The 19,801-nt window shown below is 55.9% G+C and carries 17 protein-coding genes and 5 tRNA genes; 7 read left to right on the forward strand and 15 right to left on the reverse strand.

The window, feature by feature from the left end:
• The 5 genes from IM284_RS11585 to IM284_RS11605 form a co-directional block, all read right to left on the reverse strand.
• A partial coding sequence (locus IM284_RS11585; protein ID WP_010287081.1) for a GTP-binding protein occupies positions 1-179 on the reverse strand: 179 nt, incomplete at its 3' end.
• A 118-nt stretch (positions 180-297) separates the two neighbouring features.
• A tRNA-Thr gene (locus IM284_RS11590) sits at positions 298-373 on the reverse strand.
• Between the two features lie 6 nt (positions 374-379).
• Positions 380-454, reverse strand: a tRNA-Gly gene (locus IM284_RS11595).
• Positions 455-571: 117 nt separating this feature from the next.
• A tRNA-Tyr gene (locus IM284_RS11600) sits at positions 572-656 on the reverse strand.
• Positions 657-664: 8 nt separating this feature from the next.
• Positions 665-740 (reverse strand) — tRNA-Thr (locus IM284_RS11605).
• A gap of 317 nt (positions 741-1,057) precedes the next feature.
• Between IM284_RS11605 and coaA the strand changes: the two genes are divergently transcribed.
• A complete protein-coding gene (coaA, locus tag IM284_RS11610) occupies positions 1,058-2,008 on the forward strand; it encodes a type I pantothenate kinase (RefSeq protein WP_032644951.1) in 951 nt (316 codons plus the stop codon).
• Positions 2,009-2,052: 44 nt separating this feature from the next.
• Here the strand turns inward: coaA and dppF are convergent, their stop codons facing one another.
• The 9 genes from dppF to IM284_RS11655 form a co-directional block, all read right to left on the reverse strand.
• The gene (gene dppF / locus IM284_RS11615; protein ID WP_045260007.1) at positions 2,053-3,066 is read right to left on the reverse strand and encodes a dipeptide ABC transporter ATP-binding subunit DppF; all 1,014 of its coding nucleotides are present in this window, start codon (positions 3,064-3,066) and stop codon (positions 2,053-2,055) included.
• On the reverse strand, positions 3,063-4,046 hold the full coding sequence (gene dppD, locus IM284_RS11620; RefSeq protein WP_193055814.1) for a dipeptide ABC transporter ATP-binding protein: 984 nt from the start codon (positions 4,044-4,046) through the stop codon (positions 3,063-3,065). The genes dppF and dppD overlap by 4 nt, the downstream gene beginning before the upstream one ends.
• A 10-nt stretch (positions 4,047-4,056) precedes the next feature.
• Positions 4,057-4,959, reverse strand: a complete 903-nt coding sequence (dppC, locus tag IM284_RS11625) for a dipeptide ABC transporter permease DppC (protein ID WP_028015093.1) — start codon at positions 4,957-4,959, stop codon at positions 4,057-4,059.
• 9 nt (positions 4,960-4,968) lie between these two features.
• Complete coding sequence (gene dppB, locus IM284_RS11630) at positions 4,969-5,988, reverse strand: dipeptide ABC transporter permease DppB (RefSeq protein WP_028015092.1); 1,020 nt, start codon at positions 5,986-5,988, stop codon at positions 4,969-4,971.
• A gap of 177 nt (positions 5,989-6,165) precedes the next feature.
• Positions 6,166-7,773, reverse strand: a complete 1,608-nt coding sequence (dppA, locus tag IM284_RS11635; protein ID WP_028015091.1) for a dipeptide ABC transporter periplasmic-binding protein DppA — start codon at positions 7,771-7,773, stop codon at positions 6,166-6,168.
• Positions 7,774-8,393: 620 nt separating this feature from the next.
• A tRNA-Pro gene (locus IM284_RS11640) sits at positions 8,394-8,470 on the reverse strand.
• Positions 8,471-8,561: 91 nt separating this feature from the next.
• Positions 8,562-10,256, reverse strand: coding sequence for a kdo(2)-lipid A phosphoethanolamine 7''-transferase (eptB, locus tag IM284_RS11645; protein WP_028015090.1), 1,695 nt, complete (start codon positions 10,254-10,256; stop codon positions 8,562-8,564).
• Between the two features lie 238 nt (positions 10,257-10,494).
• The gene (locus tag IM284_RS11650; protein WP_028015089.1) at positions 10,495-11,697 is read right to left on the reverse strand and encodes an MFS transporter; all 1,203 of its coding nucleotides are present in this window, start codon (positions 11,695-11,697) and stop codon (positions 10,495-10,497) included.
• A 236-nt stretch (positions 11,698-11,933) separates the two neighbouring features.
• On the reverse strand, positions 11,934-12,476 hold the full coding sequence (locus IM284_RS11655) for a lipase (protein WP_047366954.1): 543 nt from the start codon (positions 12,474-12,476) through the stop codon (positions 11,934-11,936).
• A gap of 160 nt (positions 12,477-12,636) precedes the next feature.
• On the opposite strand from IM284_RS11655, the gene tag reads away from it, so the two are divergent.
• Positions 12,637-13,218, forward strand: a complete 582-nt coding sequence (tag, locus tag IM284_RS11660; protein ID WP_028015087.1) for a DNA-3-methyladenine glycosylase I — start codon at positions 12,637-12,639, stop codon at positions 13,216-13,218.
• On the forward strand, positions 13,196-13,642 hold the full coding sequence (locus tag IM284_RS11665; protein ID WP_028015086.1) for an N-acetyltransferase: 447 nt from the start codon (positions 13,196-13,198) through the stop codon (positions 13,640-13,642). Before tag ends, IM284_RS11665 begins: the two co-directional genes overlap by 23 nt.
• Here the strand turns inward: IM284_RS11665 and IM284_RS11670 are convergent.
• Positions 13,605-15,884, reverse strand: a complete 2,280-nt coding sequence (locus tag IM284_RS11670) for a molybdopterin guanine dinucleotide-containing S/N-oxide reductase (RefSeq protein WP_047366959.1) — start codon at positions 15,882-15,884, stop codon at positions 13,605-13,607. The genes IM284_RS11665 and IM284_RS11670 overlap by 38 nt on opposite strands.
• Before the next feature lie 211 nt (positions 15,885-16,095).
• Between IM284_RS11670 and IM284_RS11675 the strand changes: the two genes are divergently transcribed.
• From IM284_RS11675 to IM284_RS11690, 4 genes are all read left to right on the forward strand, one after another.
• Positions 16,096-16,758: an OmpA family lipoprotein gene (locus tag IM284_RS11675; protein ID WP_008502762.1), complete on the forward strand. Its 663-nt coding sequence runs from the start codon at positions 16,096-16,098 to the stop codon at positions 16,756-16,758.
• A gap of 114 nt (positions 16,759-16,872) precedes the next feature.
• Positions 16,873-17,889: a LacI family DNA-binding transcriptional regulator gene (locus IM284_RS11680; RefSeq protein ID WP_028015084.1), complete on the forward strand. Its 1,017-nt coding sequence runs from the start codon at positions 16,873-16,875 to the stop codon at positions 17,887-17,889.
• Positions 17,890-17,992: 103 nt separating this feature from the next.
• Positions 17,993-18,742, forward strand: a complete 750-nt coding sequence (locus tag IM284_RS11685; RefSeq protein ID WP_193055815.1) for a sugar phosphate isomerase/epimerase — start codon at positions 17,993-17,995, stop codon at positions 18,740-18,742.
• 3 nt (positions 18,743-18,745) lie between these two features.
• Positions 18,746-19,684: a sugar kinase gene (locus IM284_RS11690; protein WP_028015082.1), complete on the forward strand. Its 939-nt coding sequence runs from the start codon at positions 18,746-18,748 to the stop codon at positions 19,682-19,684.
• The last annotated feature ends 117 nt before the right edge of the window (positions 19,685-19,801 follow it).

The following is a 19,801-nucleotide window of genomic DNA, read 5'->3' on the forward strand; positions in this document are numbered from 1 at the left end:
CCACGAGCTTTTTCTTCTGGTGCGTTATCGATCTGGTCGAATGCACGAGCAGAACCACCGTAGGTTTTAGCCAGAACGGTAGTGATTGCAGCGGTCAGCGTTGTTTTACCATGGTCAACGTGGCCGATAGTACCGACGTTAACGTGCGGTTTTGTACGTTCAAACTTTTCTTTAGACATCGATTGTCCCTCTAAGACACGGATAAATCGGTGATATCACCACATCAACCAGGCGAAATGCCTGAATTGTTGAATACAGTAAAATTGAAACAGAGAGAAACGGGAAGGAGAAGTGAAGTGGTGCTGATACCCAGAGTCGAACTGGGGACCTCACCCTTACCAAGGGTGCGCTCTACCAACTGAGCCATATCAGCACGTATTGGAGCGGGCAGCGGGAATCGAACCCGCATCATCAGCTTGGAAGGCTGAGGTAATAGCCATTATACGATGCCCGCATCCTGAAACTCGGCTACCCAGTTCTTTCTGTAACAAAAAAAGAGATTTCTCTCTTTTTCAGTTTGAGCTGGCTAATTTTTCCAACCAGCTCCGGCGGCATTTACGCTGCCAGAAAGTGGTGGTGGGGGAAGGATTCGAACCTTCGAAGTCTGTGACGGCAGATTTACAGTCTGCTCCCTTTGGCCGCTCGGGAACCCCACCGGACTTGATGGTGCCGACTACCGGAATCGAACTGGTGACCTACTGATTACAAGTCAGTTGCTCTACCTACTGAGCTAAGTCGGCATCAAGTAGCGCGCATTCTATGGATACCTGCGCGGTCATGCAACTAAAAATTTGCATAAAACGTTCTTTCGCTCACATTTTATGCGAACGCAGCGCTAAGCGATGTAAAAGTAGCTATTCCGGGTCAAATAATCAACATACAGGCATGATTTACATCGCATACACCGTAGCGTGACGGCTTCCGCGTAACGCAGCGCTTTCCATCTTTTTTCTTATTATTCCCGCCATCTGGTGTTAACCTCCTGCCCATTGTCCAAAATTAACTGTGTGATGAGCCACGTCCCGGCAGCATAGCGCTGGCTCACTGAAGCATGCTTATGAGCAAAAAAGAGCAAACGTTAATGACGCCTTATCTTCACTTTAACCGCAGCCAGTGGGCTGCCCTGCGTGATTCCGTCCCTATGACGCTGACGGAAGGTGAAATCGCACGGTTAAAAGGGATAAACGAAGATCTGTCCCTGGAAGAGGTGGCAGAAATTTATCTCCCCCTCTCTCGCTTGCTTAACTTCTATATCAGCTCCAACCTGCGCCGTCAGGCGGTGCTGGAGCAGTTCCTCGGAACCAATGGTCAGCGCATTCCTTATATCATTAGTATTGCGGGCAGCGTGGCCGTGGGTAAAAGCACTACCGCACGCGTGCTGCAGGCGCTGCTGAGCCGCTGGCCGGAACACCGCAGCGTTGAGTTGATCACCACCGACGGCTTCCTGCACCCGAATGAGGTCTTAAAAGAACGCGGGCTGATGAAGAAGAAGGGCTTCCCGCTCTCTTATGATATGCACCGTCTGGTAAAATTTGTCTCTGACCTGAAATCTGGCGTGCCGCACGTCACGGCGCCGGTCTATTCACACCTGATTTACGACCGCATCCCGGATGGGGATAAAACGGTAGTCCAGCCGGATATCCTGATCCTTGAAGGTTTGAACGTGCTGCAAAGCGGCATGGACTATCCTCATGACCCGCATCATGTGTTCGTTTCGGATTTCGTCGATTTCTCTATCTATGTTGATGCGCCGGAAGATCTGCTGCAGAACTGGTATATCAACCGCTTCCTGAAGTTCCGCGAAGGGGCATTCACCGACCCGGACTCCTATTTCCACCACTACGCCCAGCTTTCTGAAGAAGAGGCGATTAATGTGGCCAGGGGGCTGTGGAATGAGATCAACTACGTGAACCTCAAAGAGAACATCCTCCCGACGCGCGAGCGTGCGAGCCTGATCCTCACCAAGAGCGAGAAGCACGCCGTCGACCAGATTCGCCTGCGAAAATAGTCAGGCAGACATAAAAAAACCGGCTTAGCGCCGGTTTTTTTTCGTTATGCGTGCGGCTTCTCGCCATTTTCATCCTGATCGACCGCAAAGCAGGCGACCAGTTGACCGCCATAATCCTTCAGCTGCGGCTGAAGCTGGGTGCACGGGCCAAAGCGGCGGCTGCAGCGCGCGTTGAAGGCACACCCCGGCGGCGGATTCAGCGGACTTGGCAGTTCACCCGTCAGCTTAATGCGCTCGCGACGATCGTCCGGGTTCAGACGCGGCGTCGCAGACAGCAGCGCCTGGGTGTACGGATGACGAGGATTACTAAAGATCTGCTCTTTGGTCCCCTTCTCCACGCAGCGTCCCAGATACATCACCATCACTTCATCGGCAATATGCTCCACCACCGACAGGTCATGGGAGATGAAGACATAAGACAGCCCCAGATCCTGCTGGAGATCCATCATCAGGTTCAGCACCTGCGCGCGCACGGACACGTCGAGCGCCGAAACCGGCTCATCGGCAATCACCACATCCGGATCGAGCATCAGCCCGCGGGCGATAGCGATACGCTGACGCTGGCCGCCGGAGAACATATGCGGGTAGCGGTCGTAATGCTCGGTTTTGAGGCCGACCTTCGCCATCATTGCCAGCGCTTTTTCACGGCGCTGCTCTTTGCTCAGATTGCTGTTAATCAGCAGGGGCTCTTCCAGGATCTGTCCCACTTTTTTACGCGGGTTCAAAGAACCGTACGGATTCTGGAACACAATCTGGATTTTCTGGCGGCGCAGCTTCTGCGCCTGCGGGTCGTGCTTGAGCAGATCCTGGCCCTGATAATAAAGCTCACCGCCGGTCGGGACTTCAATCATCGTCAGCAGACGGCCCAGCGTCGATTTCCCGCAGCCTGACTCCCCCACCACCGCCAGCGTTTTACCGCGTTCGAGGTTAAAGGAGACGCCGTCCAGCGCTTTCACCAGGCGCTCAGGGGCAAAAATCCCCTTTTTCACCGGGTAGTGTTTTTTCAGGTCGATGGCCTGCAACAGCGGCTGCTGCGTGGTGGCCTGTTGCGTACTCATAGTGTTGGCCTCCCGGCATCATCGAGTGGGTAGTGGCATTTTGACTGTCGACCGTCGGCCATCTGATTCAGCTCTGGCTCCTCAACGCGGCATTTGTCCGTCGCATACGGGCAGCGCGGATTAAGCAGACAGCCCTGCGGACGGTCGTATTTGCCCGGAACCACGCCCGGCAGCGACGCCAGACGCGCTTTGTCCTGAGCAAACTCCGGCAGCGCGCGCAGCAGTGCCTGCGTATACGGATGACGCGGCGCGCGGAAGATATCGTGCGAATTTCCGGTCTCAACCACCTGGCCCGCGTACATCACGATGATCTTGTGTGCCGCTTCGGCCACCAGCGCCAGATCGTGCGTAATCAGCACCAGCGCCATGTTCTCTTTCTGCTGCAACTCCAGCAGCAGCTCGATGATTTGCGCCTGAATGGTCACATCCAGCGCCGTTGTCGGTTCATCCGCAATCAGCAGCTTTGGTCGACAGGCAATCGCCATGGCGATCATCACGCGCTGGCTCATCCCACCGGAAAGCTGGTGCGGGTATACGTCCAGCCGCGATGCCGGATCAGGAATACCCACCTGGTTCAGCAGGTCGATCGCGCGCTGGCGACGGGTTTTCTTGTTACCACCCTGGTGCACCTTAATCGCTTCCATAATCTGGAAGCCGACCGTGTAGCACGGGTTCAGGCTGGTCATCGGGTCCTGGAAGATCATCGCCACTTCGGCGCCCACCAACTGGCGGCGCTGTTTCTCAGAAATGCGCTTAAGGTCCTGACCGTTGAACTGCAGGTTTTCCGCCATCACGCGGCCCGGGTAATCAATCAGCCCCATGATTGCCAGTGAACTCACCGACTTACCGGAACCGGACTCCCCGACGATACCAACCACTTCGCCCTGATTGACGCTGTAGCTGATGCGGTCCACGGCGCGAAACGGGGTGCCTTCGTCGCCGAAGTGCACCGATAATTTATCTACATTTAATAACGCCATCTCGTGCCTCTTACTGCTTCAGTTTGGGATCAAGCGCATCACGCAGGCCATCACCCATCAGGTTAAATGCCAGCACCGTCAGCAGGATTGCCAGCCCCGGGAAGGTGACAACCCACCAGGCGCTTTGTGCGAACTGCAACACGTCGGAGAGCATGGTGCCCCACTCCGGTGTTGGCGGCTGCGCACCCATGCCCAGGAAGCCAAGAGCGGCCATATCAAGAATGGCGTTAGAGAAACCGAGCGACGCCTGAACGATCAGCGGCGCAAGGCAGTTAGGGAAGATATTAACGAACATCTGGCGCATCGCACCGGCACCCGCCACGCGAGAGGCGGTGACGTAGTCGCGGTTCACTTCCACCAGCACCGCCGCGCGTGTTAATCGCACGTAGTGAGGAAGCGCCACGAAGGTCAGCGCCAGGGCGGCGTTACCGATCGACGGGCCGAAGATCGCCACCAGCACCAGAGCCAGCAGCAGGCTTGGCAGTGCCAGCATGATGTCGACGATACGCATAATGATGTTATCAACGATGCCGCCGAAGTAACCGGCAACCAGGCCGAGGATGATCCCCATAATCAGGGAGAGCACCACCACCAGACAGCCAACCAGCAGCGACAAACGCGCGCCGTACATCAGACGCGACAGCACATCGCGGCCCACATCATCGGTACCCAGCAGGTGCGCCAGACTACCGCCGTCCTGCCAGGCAGGAGGTGCCAGCAGCGCATCGCGGAACTGATCCGCCGGGTTATATGGCGCCAGAAAGTTCGCAAACACCGCAATCAGGATCATGATAGCGACATACACCAGCCCGACTACCGCGCCTTTATTGCGCTTGAAGTAGTGCCAGAACTCCTGCAGCGGCGTCATTGGAACCGGTGCAGCAACAGCTTTGTTTTCAGAAACCTGTGACATGATGGCCCCTTACTTCTTATGACGAATACGCGGGTTCACCACGCCGTACAGCAAATCGACCAGCAGGTTGACGAGGATAATCATCGTCGCGACCAGCAGCACCCCACCCTGCACCACCGGATAGTCACGGCGTTGCAGCGCATCAATCAGCCAGCGTCCGAGGCCCGGCCAGGAGAAGATGGTTTCCGTCAGGATCGCCCCCGCCAGCAGCGTACCCACCTGGAGGCCGATAACGGTCACCACCGGCAGCATGGCGTTACGCAGCGCGTGGACGATGATGACGCGCATGCGGGTTAAACCTTTGGCGCGCGCGGTACGGATGTAATCTTCACCCAGCACTTCCAGCATGGAGGAACGGGTCATACGCACGATCACCGCCAGAGGAATGGTGCCCAGCACCATGGCAGGCAGGATCATGTGCGCAACGGCATCAATGAAGTTGCCCTCCTCGCCCCAGATGGCCGTGTCGATCAGCATAAAGCCGGTTAACGGATTGGTATCATCAAGGAAGACCATATCGCTGACGCGTCCGGAGACCGGCGTCAGGTTCAATTGCACCGAGACCAGCATGATCAACATCATGCCCCACCAGAAGATAGGCATGGAGTAACCGGTCAGCGCCAGACCCACGGCGGTATGGTCGAAAATAGAGCCACGCTTAACGGCAGCCAGTACCCCAACAGGAATACCCACCGCAGTGGCGAAAATCATGGCGCAGATGCCAAGCTCCAGCGTCGCTTTAAAACGCGGCACGAACTCGTCCCACACCGGAAGACGGCTTTTTAACGAAATCCCTAAGTCACCGTGCATCACGCCCCAGATATAGTGGAGGTACTGCTGCCACATCGGCTTATCGAGGCCGAGTTCAGCCAGCAGCTGCGCATGACGTTCAGGGGAGATACCACGCTCGCCCGCCATAATCATTACCGGGTCGCCGGGGATCATATGGACGAAGGCAAAAGTGAGAAGGGTGATACCGATAAACGTCGGGATAACAAGTCCCAGACGTCGGAGGATGAACTGCAACATAACCCGGATTCTCTCTGATGACGCACGGCCAGTGGCGTGACGTCTGTATTGCTCACAAATCTTATTCCCTCCCCTTTCAGAGAGGCAATAAAGCACTGCTGCCGGGTGGCGCTACGCTTACCCGGCCTACATACCGTAGGCCAGTGCAAGCGCAGCGCCGCCTGGCGTTGCTTTTAATTATTCAACCGATACGTTTTCGAAGTGGTGTTTGCCCAGTGGATCAACCACGTAGCCCTTCACTTCTTTACGCACTGGCTCATACACGGTGGAGTGAGCAACAATCAGCGCCGGAGCCTGATCGTGCATAACAACCTGAGCCTGCTTGTAGAGTTCAATACGTTTGTTGTGATCGTCAGTCGCACGCGCCGGCTGGATCAGGTCTTCAAACGGCTTGTAGCACCAGCGAGAGTAGTTAGAGCCGTCTTTCGCTGCCGCACAGCTGAACAGGGTGGCGAAGAAGTTGTCCGGATCCCCGTTGTCACCGGTCCAGCCCATCATTACCGCCTGGTGCTCACCCGCTTTGGCGCGCTTCAGATACTCGCCCCACTCGTAGGTCACAATCTTGGCCTGAACGCCAATTTTCGCCCAGTCAGCCTGGACCATTTCCGCCATACGGCGTGCGTTCGGGTTGTACGGACGCTGTACCGGCATCGCCCACAACTCGACGGTAAAGCCTTTATCCTGGCCCGCTTCTTTCAGCAGCGCTTTCGCTTTCTCAGGATCGTAACTGTAGTCCTTAACGTCGTCGTTATAGCCCCACATGGTTGGTGGGATCAGGTTCTTGGCAGCAACGCCCGCGCCCTGGTAAACGGCCTTGATGATCGCTTCTTTGTTCACCGCGTAGGTCAGCGCCTGACGTACTTTCACGTCATCAAACGGTTTCTTCTCGGTATTGAAGGAGAGATAGCCCACGTTCAGGCCCGCCTGCTCCATCAGGTTGATGTTTTTGTCCTGCTTCATGCGCGCGATGTCTGCCGGGTTCGGGTACGGCATCACCTGGCATTCGTTTTTCTGCAGTTTAGCGTAACGTACGGACGCATCAGGCGTGATGGAGAAGACCAGACGGTCGATCTGCGGCTTGGTGCCCCAGTAGCCCGGGAAGGCTTTATACAGAATACGGGAGTCTTTCTGGTACTGCAGCAGTTGGAACGGGCCGGTACCGATTGGGTTCAGGTCCACTTTTTCCGGCGTGCCGGCTTTCAGCATGTTGTCCGCATACTCTTTAGAGAGAATAGAGGCGAAGTCCATGGCCAGGTCAGCCAGGAATGGCGCTTCCGGACGGGTCAGCACGAACTGAACGGTTTTATCGTCTACTTTTTTCACTTCGGCGATCAGGTCAGGCAGACCCATCCCTTCGAAGTATTCGTAGCTGCCGCCAGACACTTTGTGGTACGGGTTCTGGGCGTTTTTCTGACGGTCGAAGGAGAACACAACGTCGTCGGCGTTAAAGTCACGCGTTGGTTTGAATTCTTTGCTGTCCTGCCACTTCACGCCCTGGCGCAGGTGGAAGGTATAGGTTTTGCCGTCTTCGCTGATGTCCCACTTCTCGGCCAGACCCGGAATCACTTCCGTGGTGCCGGTTTTGAATTCAACCAGACGGTTATAGATCGGTACAGAGCTTGCGTCGTAAGTCGTACCAGAGGTAAAGAGCTGTGGGTTAAAGCCTTCCGGCGAGCCTTCAGAACAGTAAACCAGGGTTTTTGCCTGTACGCTTGCTGCCACGGTCATAGCCACCAGGCTCAGACCAAGCTTCAGCATCCCTGACTTCTTCAAGGAAATACTCATTATTCTGCTCCAATGTGATGTTTTGCTTTGTTGTGTTACGCCGCCAGACCTTTATTTATTTTTTACCCGGTCCGGTCGGAGGTGCCCGAAGGCGTTAAAGGGATGGAGAATCCTTTCAGAAGAGCGTTTGAGTTGCAGCGCAGATCGTCCCTGAAATGCCCCTCATGCCCTACAATCTGTCAACAGAATGTGAAAACGTCAATACAGGTGACGGGGATTTGCGCCGAGTGTGAGAAACCGCAAACAAAGATTAAAAAAACCCTGAACGCCAGTTTTCAGCAGGGAAATTTATGCTACTCGCCAACTTGCAGCACAAATATCTTCATATTTCGCAACAATCAGTGATTAACTTTTATTCAGAATGGGTAAATTTTCTTGCAGAATGGTGATTATCTGAGCACTAAATACCGCGAACGTTAAAACGCACAGCGAAAAATGCTGAGGTTATCCATAAGCAACGCGAAAAAAGATCAATCTATATATAAAAAAATACAATGGATTATGTCACAAAATCGTTAACAGGCAGGAAGAAGCGGGGATAAGGGGCATTTTACTGAATCAGGATGAGTAAGCCGTTAATGCAAAAAGGGCTAACCTTGCGGTTAGCCCTTTTCAGAATGTGGTCGGCGAGAGAGGATTCGAACCTCCGACCCACTGGTCCCAAACCAGTTGCGCTACCAAGCTGCGCTACTCGCCGAATGCGGAGCGCATCTTACTGCTGAGGTGCGCCCCCGTCAATCCCTTATTTTCAAAAAGCCATTCAACTGGCGATATTCTCGCCAGAGCAGCTACTGCGCGGCTTTTGCGGTGTTATCAGGGAGTTTACACCAGTTGTTGTTTTCGTTAATCCCACCGTTCGGTGAGGTATAGCCGAGGCAACCCATAATGGTGTCGTACAGCTCAACGTGACGACGCGGCACCTTCATTTCCGCCTCTTTCTTAAGCTGAGCAAACATCTTCGCTTTCTCCGGATTTTCAAGATATTTATCCGACATCCACATGATCATCGGCACGCGGAACTGCTCGGGCGGTGCCAGCTTGCGCGGCGTACCGTGCAGGTGCTCTTTCTCATTAATGGACTCACCGTGGTCTGCGGCGTAGATAACAATCGCTTTTTTATCACGCAGCTGGTCGATCACCCGGCTCAGGAAGGTATCCACATACAGTACCGAGTTATCGTAGGCGTTGATCAGCTCCTGCTTGCTGCAGTCTTTATTAATGCCTACACACTCAGGCTGCCATTTCGCGAAATCGCGCGTGTAACGCTGGTAATAACTGTAATGCGATCCTTTGGTATGCAGAATGACGAGATGTTTGCCCTGCGGGTGATTCTTCAGAGACTGGGACATCTCCTCAAGCAGCAGCATGTCGTCCACGTTTTTCCCGCGGTTGCGAGGCTCGGCACCAATCTGCTCACGATACGCGATGTTATCTGCCAGCGTGTTGGTGTAGAACCACATCTCACTTTGCATGGCGAACAGATCGGAGCTAAATCCAAGCTGCTTCAGCACGGCAAAGACGTTTTGTTCTTTCAGAGTACGTTGCGGGTTATCGCTCGCTCCGCCTTCACGCACAAACATACAGCGCAACGAGAGCTTCGTGGCGGTATCGCAGGAATAGCCGCGGTAAGCCACCAGATTCTTCTCCTGCGCCAGTTTCGGCGTGGTATCGCGGTCATAACCGAGGATACCCATATGATCCCAGCGCGTCGTTTCACCGATGACAAAGACTACGTAAGTATCATCCAGCCCGTCAGCCGGCGCCTGGTAGGTGAACTTTTTGGTCGGGTTAATCAGCGATTTCACATCGCTGGATTCGTCCGCCTGCGCCCAGGCGTAAAGACCTAACGCGGACAGCCAGTTGGACGGCAGATACGAGTTAGCCACTACGCCGCCATAGCTCGGCATATCCACGCCCGTCGCTTTTTCGATCCGTTTTTGCTGTTTTTCCATCAGGCGAATCGGCGCCCACACCAGCAGGCCCGCCAGCAGAACGACGGCGACGTTGCGGATGCGCTGTCCCCGGGTACGCAGCTGGCGTAACAGGGTATAACGGCAGGTATTACTCCAGATAAAGAAGAGCGGGATCAGGCAGGTCAAAATCGTCCATATGATGAACCCTTGACCCACCACCTCTTTCGAGAGGTCGATGTCCGTGGTCATCACCGAGGCGACAATACCGTAGCCAATGACCACGTTCATGAATGTCATGTAATAGCTTGCGGCGGCAGAGATAATCACCACCAGCGAGGCCAGAATTTGCCATGTACGTCGGCCAAAAAGTGAGAGCAGGCGTAACAGGAAGAAGGTTGCCAGGATAGAGCCAAACACTTCGATGACGGCAAAAATTCCATTTCTTACGCTGAGGTGTTCGAAATAACCTTCCACACGTCTGAACAGTACCGCGCCATTCAGAAACAAACCGATATAGACAGCCAGCATCAGACACAATCTTTGCTGGGTAAGAGACCTAATATATTTCATGCAAACAACCCTGGGGGAAGGGGTATAAAGACCCGCCGAATCTCAGTGAGAAAGCTGACAGAGTAAGTAGATGCGAGCGAAACCGTTATCAGAAACGTCTACAAGCGCGATAAGTAGACCACAGCGGGAAAGAAAAGTGGCAGCAGAGAGTGTGATCGAGGAAATTTTTTACAAAATAACAAGTCCGGAAGTGATGTTGAGATAAAAAAAAGAGGCCCTGAGGCCCCTTTTCATCGAATCATGCATGCGCTTCTTTATACACCTCGCGCTGCGGCTGACGAATCGTTGTGGACAGCGCCAGCGAGATAATCAGCAAGGCAAATATCACGCAGAAGGTTACGTAGAAGCCACCGAACAGCGAGGCAATCAGCGACCCGCAGATACTGCCGATACCGAAGCCGAGATAAATGACGCCGTAGTTTTTCGCCAGATTGTTGAGGCCGAAGAACTCGCTTACCAGCGACGGGAAGACGGTAATGGTGCCGCCGAAGTTAAAGGCGACGCAGGCAATCGCCGCAAAGAAGGTCGCCTCGTTCAGCGGAGCAAACAGCAGCGCCGCCATGCCCACCAGAGAGATGACCTGCCCCAGCGTAATCACGCGGATGCGGGCGATTTTGTCAGACAGGATACCGAGCACCAGACGACCCGAGAGGTTAGCAATGGAGATGACCGTCACCGCATTCGCCGCCGTCGCGGCATCCAGTTTTACCATCCCCTGCGCGATATCTTTCGCCACACCGATGACATACAGACCGCTCATGCAGGCCGTCAGGAACATCACCGCCAGCATCCAGTACTGCGGTTTACGCATGGACTGCGCGAGGGTGAAATCGTTCTCCACCACGCCGTTAACGGATTTCACTTCCTGCTGCGGGGCATCTTTCATCAGCGTGGCGCCAAACAGAATCATCACCAGGACAATAGCCCCCCAGATCATGAACGTTTTTTCGAGGCCAACGGACGCCAGCAGTTGAGAGTCGATAAATTTAAAGCCAAGGCTGCCCAGGCCATAGGAGCCGATAGCAAACGCGGAGATTAAGCCTTTACGCTCCGGGAACCACTTCACGCAGTTCGACAGCGTCAGCAGGTAACCTGCGCCGTCCGCCAGCCCCACCAGCACGCCGGCGCTCAGCCACAGCATCATCAGGTTGCTGGAATGCGCCGTCAGGAAAAAGCCCAGGCCCAGCAGAATGCCGGAGGCCATGGTCACGCGCTTCACGCCGAAGCGTTCCTGAAGTTTGCCCGCCACGGAAGAGGAAATCGCTAATCCAAGACTCAGTAAGCCGAAGGAGAATGCCACCTGGCTTATCGGCGCGCCGAGCTTATCAGACAAGGCGCTGTTAAACAGACTCCAGGTATAGACCGAACCCAGTGCGAACTGGGTGATGATGGTGCCGAATAGCGTCAGCCAACGCGTGCGGTTATAGGTTGAGGTGTTCATGGCAGTATCCTGCAAGAGAAATTAAGGAAATTCGCTGAGGACACGATAAACAAAACCCCAAAACGCCAGGGGTAAAACGGCATGAAATGCAGGAGAAACGGAATGAAATGCCAGGAAGCGGGAATGAACGACCTTGCCGGAGAAGAAAACGTTTAAAGGTGAGTGACCACTATCACCACAACCCTCGCCGTTATTGTATTAAATATGTTACCGCAGCGTTTAAAAAAGTAACAACCCTAAAATTTGGCGCTTAAGCCCAGGGTGTACAAATATTCTTCTTCCGACTGCTGGTTGTAGCTGATCTTCGCCCAGGGGTGTAAATCGCCGTACTGGGTATCAACACGCCACCCCAGCGAGTTCACGCTGGCATGCCAGAGGGGTTCGGTAAGCGACTGCGCGGTGGTTGTATCACTAAACGTATTTACCGCTGTGGGTGGAGTACCCTCTGTGCGCCACGCCATGACCGGCCCGGTTGTGATATGCCCCGCCACGGGAAAATTCCAGCCAACGCTCAGAACGGTTTCCGCATCCGACCCGGATGGGTCGTTCAGCGCAAAGCCCGCAGCATTCTGCGAATGGTTAATACGCTCCGCGAGAATATCTTCATAACGAGGTTGGTGATCGGCGTCCCATGTATAGCGTTCTGTCGTATTACTTTGTGCATCTGAAACGATATATTCCTGTTGCCACGCAAAAGCGGTGTTACATATAAGCAGGCAGGCTGAAACGCCCACCAGGCCAGAAGCAGCATGGCGACCACTGATTTTTTTTATCATCATCAAAGCGACTCCAGAAAGAGCCGAGTTCGGCGATATATGTCATTGTTCGAAGAGGTATTGGGGCATATAGCCCTGTATTAACTATTGTCTCTTTAGCAGACACGTCAAGCCGGGCAGATTGAAATTTTTGCGTTTATCGTATCAGGAAGGGAGATGACCTATGCAACGTTGCGGTTGGGTAAGCCAGGATCAGCTTTATATCGATTATCACGACAAGGAATGGGGCGTACCGGAAACCGACGGTGAAAAACTGTTTGAAATGATTTGCCTTGAAGGCCAGCAGGCCGGTCTGTCGTGGATCACCGTTCTGAAAAAGCGTGAGAACTACCGCAATGCCTTCCACCGGTTCAATCCGGCTGCGGTAGCCGCCATGACCGACGACGACGTGGAAAGGCTGGTTCTGAATCCCGGTATCATTCGCCATCGTGGTAAAATTCAGGCCATTATCGGTAACGCGCGTGCTTATCTGGCGATGGAGCAAAACGGCGAACCCTTCTCAGCATTTGTCTGGTCGTTTGTGGATAACGAGCCGAAGGTGACGCGGGCCGCCACGCTTGCAGAGATCCCAACTTCGACCCCCGCCTCGGATGCCCTGTCGAAAGCGCTGAAAAAACGCGGCTTCAAGTTTGTGGGCACCACCATCTGTTACTCCTTTATGCAAGCCTGCGGGCTGGTCAATGACCATATTACGGGCTGCATCTGCCACCCGGAGGGCAACCATGATCCGCAAATGGCACAGTGAGAATACCGCTCAGCTCCTGAGACTGTGGCTTGAGAGCACCACCGAGGCGCATCCGTTTATCGACGCCGACTACTGGAAAGCGAACGAAGCGCTGGTGCGGGATGAATACCTTCCCGCCGCCGAAACCTGGGTCTGGGAGGAGAACGGCACGCCGCGCGGTTTTATCAGCGTCATACAGTCGCAGTTTGTGGGGGCGCTGTTCGTTACGCCAGCGTATATCGGAAAAGGCATCGGGCGCGCGCTGCTGAACCATGTTCAACAGCGCTTCCCGCACTTAACCCTGGAGGTGTATCAGAAAAACGTCCGGGCGGTGAATTTCTATCATGCTCAGGGCTTTCGCATTGAAGACAGCGCCTGGCAGGATGATACCCAGCACCCGACGTGGATCATGAGCTGGCAGGCGGATCAAACGCCGTTAAGGTAAGCTCGGGCCCCTCATATTTCTCGACCCAGGCCAGCGCCGTGTTCCCTGCACAACCATTCCCCAGCTTCGAGCTGGGGAGATCTTTGGTCAGCACGTTAACCGCCCCGTTTTTACAGATCCCACCTTCGGTGGGCTCAAGGTCGGGCCAGGCTCCCTGATGAATACAGATCACGCCTGGCTTAATCCCGTCGCTGACCACCGCCCCTGCCAGCACCTGCCCACGCTGGTTCCAGACGCGCACCACGTCACCGTCCGCAATCCCACGCGCTTTGGCGTCTAAAGTATTCAGCGTAATTGGCTCCCGCCCGGCGACCGCATACTGCTCGCGCAGAGAGGTGTAGTTAAGCTGACTGTGCAGACGATGCGCCGGATGGGCAGACAGAACCTGCAGCTGATCCGGCTGAGCGTTGCCGTGCCACTCGTCCGGCTCCAGCCACGAAGGGTGTGGCGGACAATCGGCATATCCAAAGCTGGCGATGCGCTCGCTGTAGATCACAATCTTGCCGCTCTCGGTTTTAAGCGGATGGTTTTCCGGGTCGCGACGGAAATCGGCGAAACGGACAAATCGGGCGTTCTGTTCGCTTTCCGGCATTTCGAGAATCTGGTTCGCCTCCCAGAATTCAGCAAATGGCGGAAGCGTCACGCCCTGCGCCGCACCGCGCTGTCCGGCGATCTGGTAGAAACTCTCCAGCCACTGCAGGTCATTTTTCCCTTCGGTAAAGCGTTCGCGACCGCCCGCTTCCCAGAGCTCGCTCAGTTCAGCAAACACGTCAAAATCATCACGCGCTTCATCACGCGGGGCCACCACGCGCTTCATCGGCACCATATGCTGGTTGCTGTAATCGCCGGTCATGGTGAGATCGTTACGCTCAAACGACGTGGTCGCCGGCAGCACGATATCGGCATGTTTGGCCGAGGCGGTCCAGAAGCACTCGGAAATCACGACTAGCTCCGGCTTTTGCCAGGCGCGGATCAGGCGATTGGTATCCTGATGGTGCGTGAAGTTTGCCCCGCCCGCCCACCAGACAAACTTAATGTCCGGGAAGTGGCGGTCCAGACCGTTATGCTGATAAAAACCGCCCGGGTTTTCCAGGGCTTCAACGATTCGCGCTACCGGGATTTTATCCACGGCATCCACGCCGCCCTGCACCGAGCCTTGCAGGGACGCCAGCACCGCCGCTTTACGCGTTGGGTTACCGCCATTCGCAAAGTGATAGGAAAGACCAAAACCGCCGCCCGGCGTACCAATCTGTCCTAGCATCGCGGCAAGCGTCACCAGCATCCAGTGTTTCTGCTCGCCAAACTGCTGGCGCTGCATCCCCCAGCCGGACATTAACATCGTGGTATTTTTATGGAACAGTGCCGCCAGTTCGCGGATTTTAGCGGCTGGAACGCCACAAATTTCCGCGGCCCACTCTGCCGTTTTCACTACCCCATCAGATTCGCCCGTCAGGTAGTCGGCGAATTTGTCGAAGCCGGATGTACACCGGGCGAGGAAATCGCGGTCGTGCCAGCCGTTCTCCACCAGCGTATGGGCGATACCCAGCATCATCGCCACGTCGGTGCCCATATGAGGAGCAATCCACTCGGCGCTGTCGCCGAAGAAATCCATGGTTTCAGAACGCATCGGATCAATGCAGATGATGCGTTTGCCGCTTTTGCGCAGCGCGTCGAAATACCCAATCCCCTGCTCGTCGCTGGCATTCCAGGCAATTTTCAGCGTGTTCAGCGGGTTGGCGCTCCACAGCACCACCACGTCGGAGTGCTGCAGCACCAGCGGCCAGCTGGTCTGCTGCTGGTACACTTCGTTCCCGCCCACGACGTACGGCATGATCGCCTGCGCCGCACCGGTGGAGTAATCCCCGAGATGGCCGGTATAGCCCCCGGCCAGGCTCATGTAGCGCTGCAGCAGGGTCGAGGCCTTATGCAGCACGCCGTTCGAGCGCCAGCCATAGGAGCCGGCAAAAATGGACGATGGGCCATAACTGTCGCGAATGCGCTTATGCTGCGTATGGATCAGCGCCAGCGCATCGTCCCAGCTCACGCGAACAAACTCATCCTGACCACGGATCCCCTGCGGCTTATCCGGCGAGGCCAGAAAACCTTTGCGCACCATCGGCCAGCGCACGCGCGTTTTGCTGTGCACCTGATCGCGTACGACGGTCTGTAACGAATTGGGATGTTGTGTTGGCAGTGCCCCACGGGACGACAGAACATTTTCGCCATCGGTTTCGACCAGCATCGGCCCCCAGTGGGCGGCGGTCAGAATGGTTTTTGTTGAGGTGCTCAAGCGTGCGCTCCTGGTTGCGTGCAGGTTTACGGCCTTCTCGTTGAGGTCGTTTATGGTTTGTCACAAATTTCAGAGTTATACCCGGAATTTTCTCCGTATCTGGACGTCATAATCAACTGCCACGCTCGCCGTGGCAAAGAATAAAAAGGATTAAGGAAAGAAGATGAAAAAACGCGTACTCGTTATTGCCGCTCTGGTGAGCGGTGCACTGGCTGTTTCTGGCTGCACAACCAACCCTTACACCGGTGAGCGCGAAGCGGGTAAATCCGGCATTGGCGCAGGTATCGGCTCGCTGGTCGGCGCAGGCGTTGGGGCACTCTCCTCCTCCAAGAAAGACCGCGGCAAAGGTGCGCTGATTGGCGCAGCGGCAGGTGCGGCGCTGGGCGGCGGCGTCGGTTATTACATGGACGTGCAGGAAGCGAAACTGCGCGACAAAATGAAGGGAACCGGCGTGAGCGTCACCCGCAGCGGCGATAACATCATCCTGAACATGCCGAACAACGTGACCTTTGACAGCAGCAGCGCCACGCTGAAACCTGCGGGCGCGAACACCCTGACCGGCGTGGCGATGGTGCTGAAAGAGTACAACAAGACCGCCGTGAACGTGATTGGCTACACCGACAGCACCGGCAGCCAGGATCTGAACATGCGTCTGTCTCAGCAGCGTGCCGATTCCGTGGCCAGCTCCCTGATAACCCAGGGCGTTGAAGCAAACCGCATCCGCACCAGCGGCATGGGCCCTGCCAATCCTATCGCCAGCAACAGCACGGCGGAAGGTAAAGCGCAAAACCGTCGCGTAGAGATTACGTTGAGCCCGATTCAGTAATCCCCGAGGGAGAGGGCCGGGGTGAGGGCAACAGACCGCACACCCCGGCATGAACCACTTGCCATCGTTGATTTTCCCGCTAAGGTATTCTCACTAAATTCAGGGAAATCAGCGATGAGCAAACCAGCCCGGGCCACCATCAGCGACGTGGCGAAAGCCGCCAAAACCGGTAAAACCAGCATTTCGCGCTACCTTAACGGCGAGAAACATCTGCTGTCCGACGCATTGCTGGCGCGTATTGAACAGGCCATTGCCGATCTCGACTATCGTCCCAGCCTGATGGCGCGCGGGCTCAAACGCGGTCGCACCCGTTTGATCGGCCTTATTATCGCCGATATCACCAACCCCTACTCCGTCAACGTCCTCAGCGGTATCGAGGCCGCCTGCCGCGAGAAGGGCTTCACGCCGCTGGTCTGTAATACCAACAACGAAGTCGACCAGGAGCTGCACTATCTCGATCTGCTGCGCAGCTACCAGGTGGAAGGGATTGTGGTTAACGCAGTAGGCATGCGTGAAGAGGGCCTGAACCGCCTGCAGCAGTCCTCCCTGCCAATGGTCCTCATCGACCGTAAAATCCCGGAATTCGCCTGCGATGTCGTCGGGCTGGATAACACCCAGGCAGCCACAACCGCGACCGAGCACCTGATCGAACAGGGCTTCGAAGCGATTCTTTTTCTGAGCGAACCGCTGGGCATGGTAAATACCCGACGCGACCGCCTGGCGGCATTTCGCGCCACGCTTGCGCGTTATCCCGGTGCGATCGCCGAAAATGCCGAAACGCCGCTTCACGAAGCCGACCAGATCGACAACACCCTGCGCCAGTTCCATACCCGCCATCGCGGGATGCGCAAAGCCGTTATCTCCGCCAACGGGGCGCTGACGCTTCAGGTCGCCCGCTCGCTCAAGCGCATTGGCCTGCACTGGGGCAGCGATATCGGTCTGCTGGGCTTTGATGAGCTGGAGTGGGCGGAGCTCGCTGGCGTGGGTATTACGACCCTTAAACAACCCACCTGGCAGATTGGCTATGCCGCTGTAGAACAAGTGATTCGTCGTATTGAAGGTACCCGCGATGCCGTACGCGAGCAGGTCTTCTCCGGCGAGCTGATCGTTCGCGGCTCCACCGCCCGTTAATTCTCCCTTGTGATAGCGATCATAAATTCGACATCCTGATCTTTTCTTTGGAACCGGTTCCATCTAGCGTAATAGTATTGATATGTTGCGATGGAGTCCGAAGATGGGCAGGAAAATCATGGTGGTCACCGCCGCGTATGGCGCGGAACAGGTGCGACAGGCAGGCGGTCAGCGGGCGATGCTCCCCGTTATTGCAGCCGCAGGGGCAGACGGCGTGGAGATCCGCCGCGAACTGTTTAACAGCGATGAGCTGCTGGCGCTGCCTGCACTGAGCGAATCCATCGAGCTAATGGGTCTGCTGGCGTGCTACTCCGCGCCCGCCGCCCTGTTTATGCCCGACGGCACCCTTAACCCGGACCTGCCCCTCTATCTCTCTGAGGCCAACACCCTTAACGCCCTGTGGCTGAAGGTTTCTCTCGGCCATTTCAGCGACACACAGCCTCTCGACGCCCTGCGCGCCCTGCTGAATGCCAGCGGTATGGCGCTTGTTGTGGAGAACGATCAGACCGACTGCGGGCAGCTCGCGCCCATGCGGCGCTTCCAGGCCGCCTGTCGGGAAATGGCGTTGCCCGTCACGCTGACCTTCGACATGGGCAACTGGCTTTGGGTCGGCGACTCCCCCGAAGAGGCCGCGCGTCACCTGGCCCATGCGGTGAGCTATATCCACGTTAAAGCCGCCGTTCCGCATAAAGATAACTTCCGCACCGTGGCGCCGGACCGCGCAGACGCGCGCTGGCTGGATCTGCTCGGCCAGCTGCCTGCAGATGCTCCGCGCGGTATTGAGTTCCCGCTGGAAGGGGCGGATTTAACCGCCGTTACCCGTCATTACGTCAACCTGCTGCGCGAGGAGTAAATCATGCACAAAACGCTGGATGCCATCACGATCGGCGAGGCTATGGCGATGTTTGTCGCGACCGAAACGGGCGAACTGAGCGCGGTAGAGCACTTTATCAAACGCGTAGCGGGCGCAGAGCTGAACGTCGCGACCGGCCTGGCGCGTCTCGGTCTGAACGTCGGCTGGGTCAGCCGCGTGGGGGATGACAGCTTTGGCCATTTCGTTCTCGACTCGCTGAAAAAAGAGAATATTGATGCCGCAGGCGTCACCCTGGACGGACGCTTTCCTACCGGCTTTCAGCTTAAATCTAAAGTCGAGAATGGAACCGATCCCATTGTGGAGTATTTCCGCAAAGGTTCGGCGGCAAGCCATCTCTCAACGGAAGATTACCACGCCGGCTATTTTGCCTCCGCGCGCCATCTGCACCTGAGCGGCGTGGCGGCGGCGCTCTCTGACAGTTCCTATGAACTGCTGGACCATGCGGCAACGACCATGAAGTCGCTGGGCAAAACGATCTCTTTCGATCCGAATTTGCGCCCGGTGCTGTGGAAAAGCGAAGCGGAAATGGTCGAGAAGCTGAACCGCCTGGCGTTCCAGGCGGACTGGGTTCTGCCGGGCCTGAAAGAGGGGATGATTCTGACGGGTGAAAATACGCCGGAAGGCATTGCTGATTTCTATCTGAATCAAGGGGTAAAAGCGGTGGTGCTGAAGACCGGCGCCGATGGCGCATGGTTCAAAACGGCAGACGGCGAACAGGGCGCGGTCGCGGCGGTGAAGGTTGAGAACGTTGTCGACACCGTCGGCGCGGGCGATGGCTTTGCCGTAGGCGTCATTAGCGCCCTGCTGGAAGGCAAACCGCTGCAGCAGGCCGTCGCGCGGGGCAATAAGATTGGCTCGCTGGCGATTCAGGTGCAGGGCGACAGCGAAGGATTGCCAACGCGAGCAGAGCTCGGCGTTTAAATTCCCTCTCCCTGTGGGAGAGGGCCAGGGTGAGGGCAGCATGCCACACCAAATAATTAAGCCACCGTGTACCCTACAGACAACGGCGGTAACAACCTCAACAACAGAGGCAAGCCT

It is taken from the genome of Enterobacter cloacae complex sp. P12RS, from assembly GCF_014895875.1.
In the GTDB taxonomy this organism is placed as follows: domain Bacteria; phylum Pseudomonadota; class Gammaproteobacteria; order Enterobacterales; family Enterobacteriaceae; genus Enterobacter; species Enterobacter bugandensis.

Excerpts from the sequence above, each read along its gene's own strand:
- coaA (WP_032644951.1), top strand. The coding sequence starts at position 1,058 with ATGAGCAAAAAAGAGCAAACGTTAATGACGCCTTATCTTCACTTTAAC.
- dppF (WP_045260007.1), bottom strand. The coding sequence starts at position 3,066 with ATGAGTACGCAACAGGCCACCACGCAGCAGCCGCTGTTGCAGGCCATC.
- dppD (WP_193055814.1), bottom strand. The coding sequence starts at position 4,046 with ATGGCGTTATTAAATGTAGATAAATTATCGGTGCACTTCGGCGACGAA.
- dppC (WP_028015093.1), bottom strand. The coding sequence starts at position 4,959 with ATGTCACAGGTTTCTGAAAACAAAGCTGTTGCTGCACCGGTTCCAATG.
- dppB (WP_028015092.1), bottom strand. The coding sequence starts at position 5,988 with ATGTTGCAGTTCATCCTCCGACGTCTGGGACTTGTTATCCCGACGTTT.
- dppA (WP_028015091.1), bottom strand. The coding sequence starts at position 7,773 with ATGAGTATTTCCTTGAAGAAGTCAGGGATGCTGAAGCTTGGTCTGAGC.
- eptB (WP_028015090.1), bottom strand. The coding sequence starts at position 10,256 with ATGAAATATATTAGGTCTCTTACCCAGCAAAGATTGTGTCTGATGCTG.
- IM284_RS11650 (WP_028015089.1), bottom strand. The coding sequence starts at position 11,697 with ATGAACACCTCAACCTATAACCGCACGCGTTGGCTGACGCTATTCGGC.
- IM284_RS11655 (WP_047366954.1), bottom strand. The coding sequence starts at position 12,476 with ATGATGATAAAAAAAATCAGTGGTCGCCATGCTGCTTCTGGCCTGGTG.
- tag (WP_028015087.1), top strand. The coding sequence starts at position 12,637 with ATGCAACGTTGCGGTTGGGTAAGCCAGGATCAGCTTTATATCGATTAT.
- IM284_RS11665 (WP_028015086.1), top strand. The coding sequence starts at position 13,196 with ATGATCCGCAAATGGCACAGTGAGAATACCGCTCAGCTCCTGAGACTG.
- IM284_RS11670 (WP_047366959.1), bottom strand. The coding sequence starts at position 15,884 with ATGCTGGTCGAAACCGATGGCGAAAATGTTCTGTCGTCCCGTGGGGCA.
- IM284_RS11675 (WP_008502762.1), top strand. The coding sequence starts at position 16,096 with ATGAAAAAACGCGTACTCGTTATTGCCGCTCTGGTGAGCGGTGCACTG.
- IM284_RS11680 (WP_028015084.1), top strand. The coding sequence starts at position 16,873 with ATGAGCAAACCAGCCCGGGCCACCATCAGCGACGTGGCGAAAGCCGCC.
- IM284_RS11685 (WP_193055815.1), top strand. The coding sequence starts at position 17,993 with ATGGGCAGGAAAATCATGGTGGTCACCGCCGCGTATGGCGCGGAACAG.
- IM284_RS11690 (WP_028015082.1), top strand. The coding sequence starts at position 18,746 with ATGCACAAAACGCTGGATGCCATCACGATCGGCGAGGCTATGGCGATG.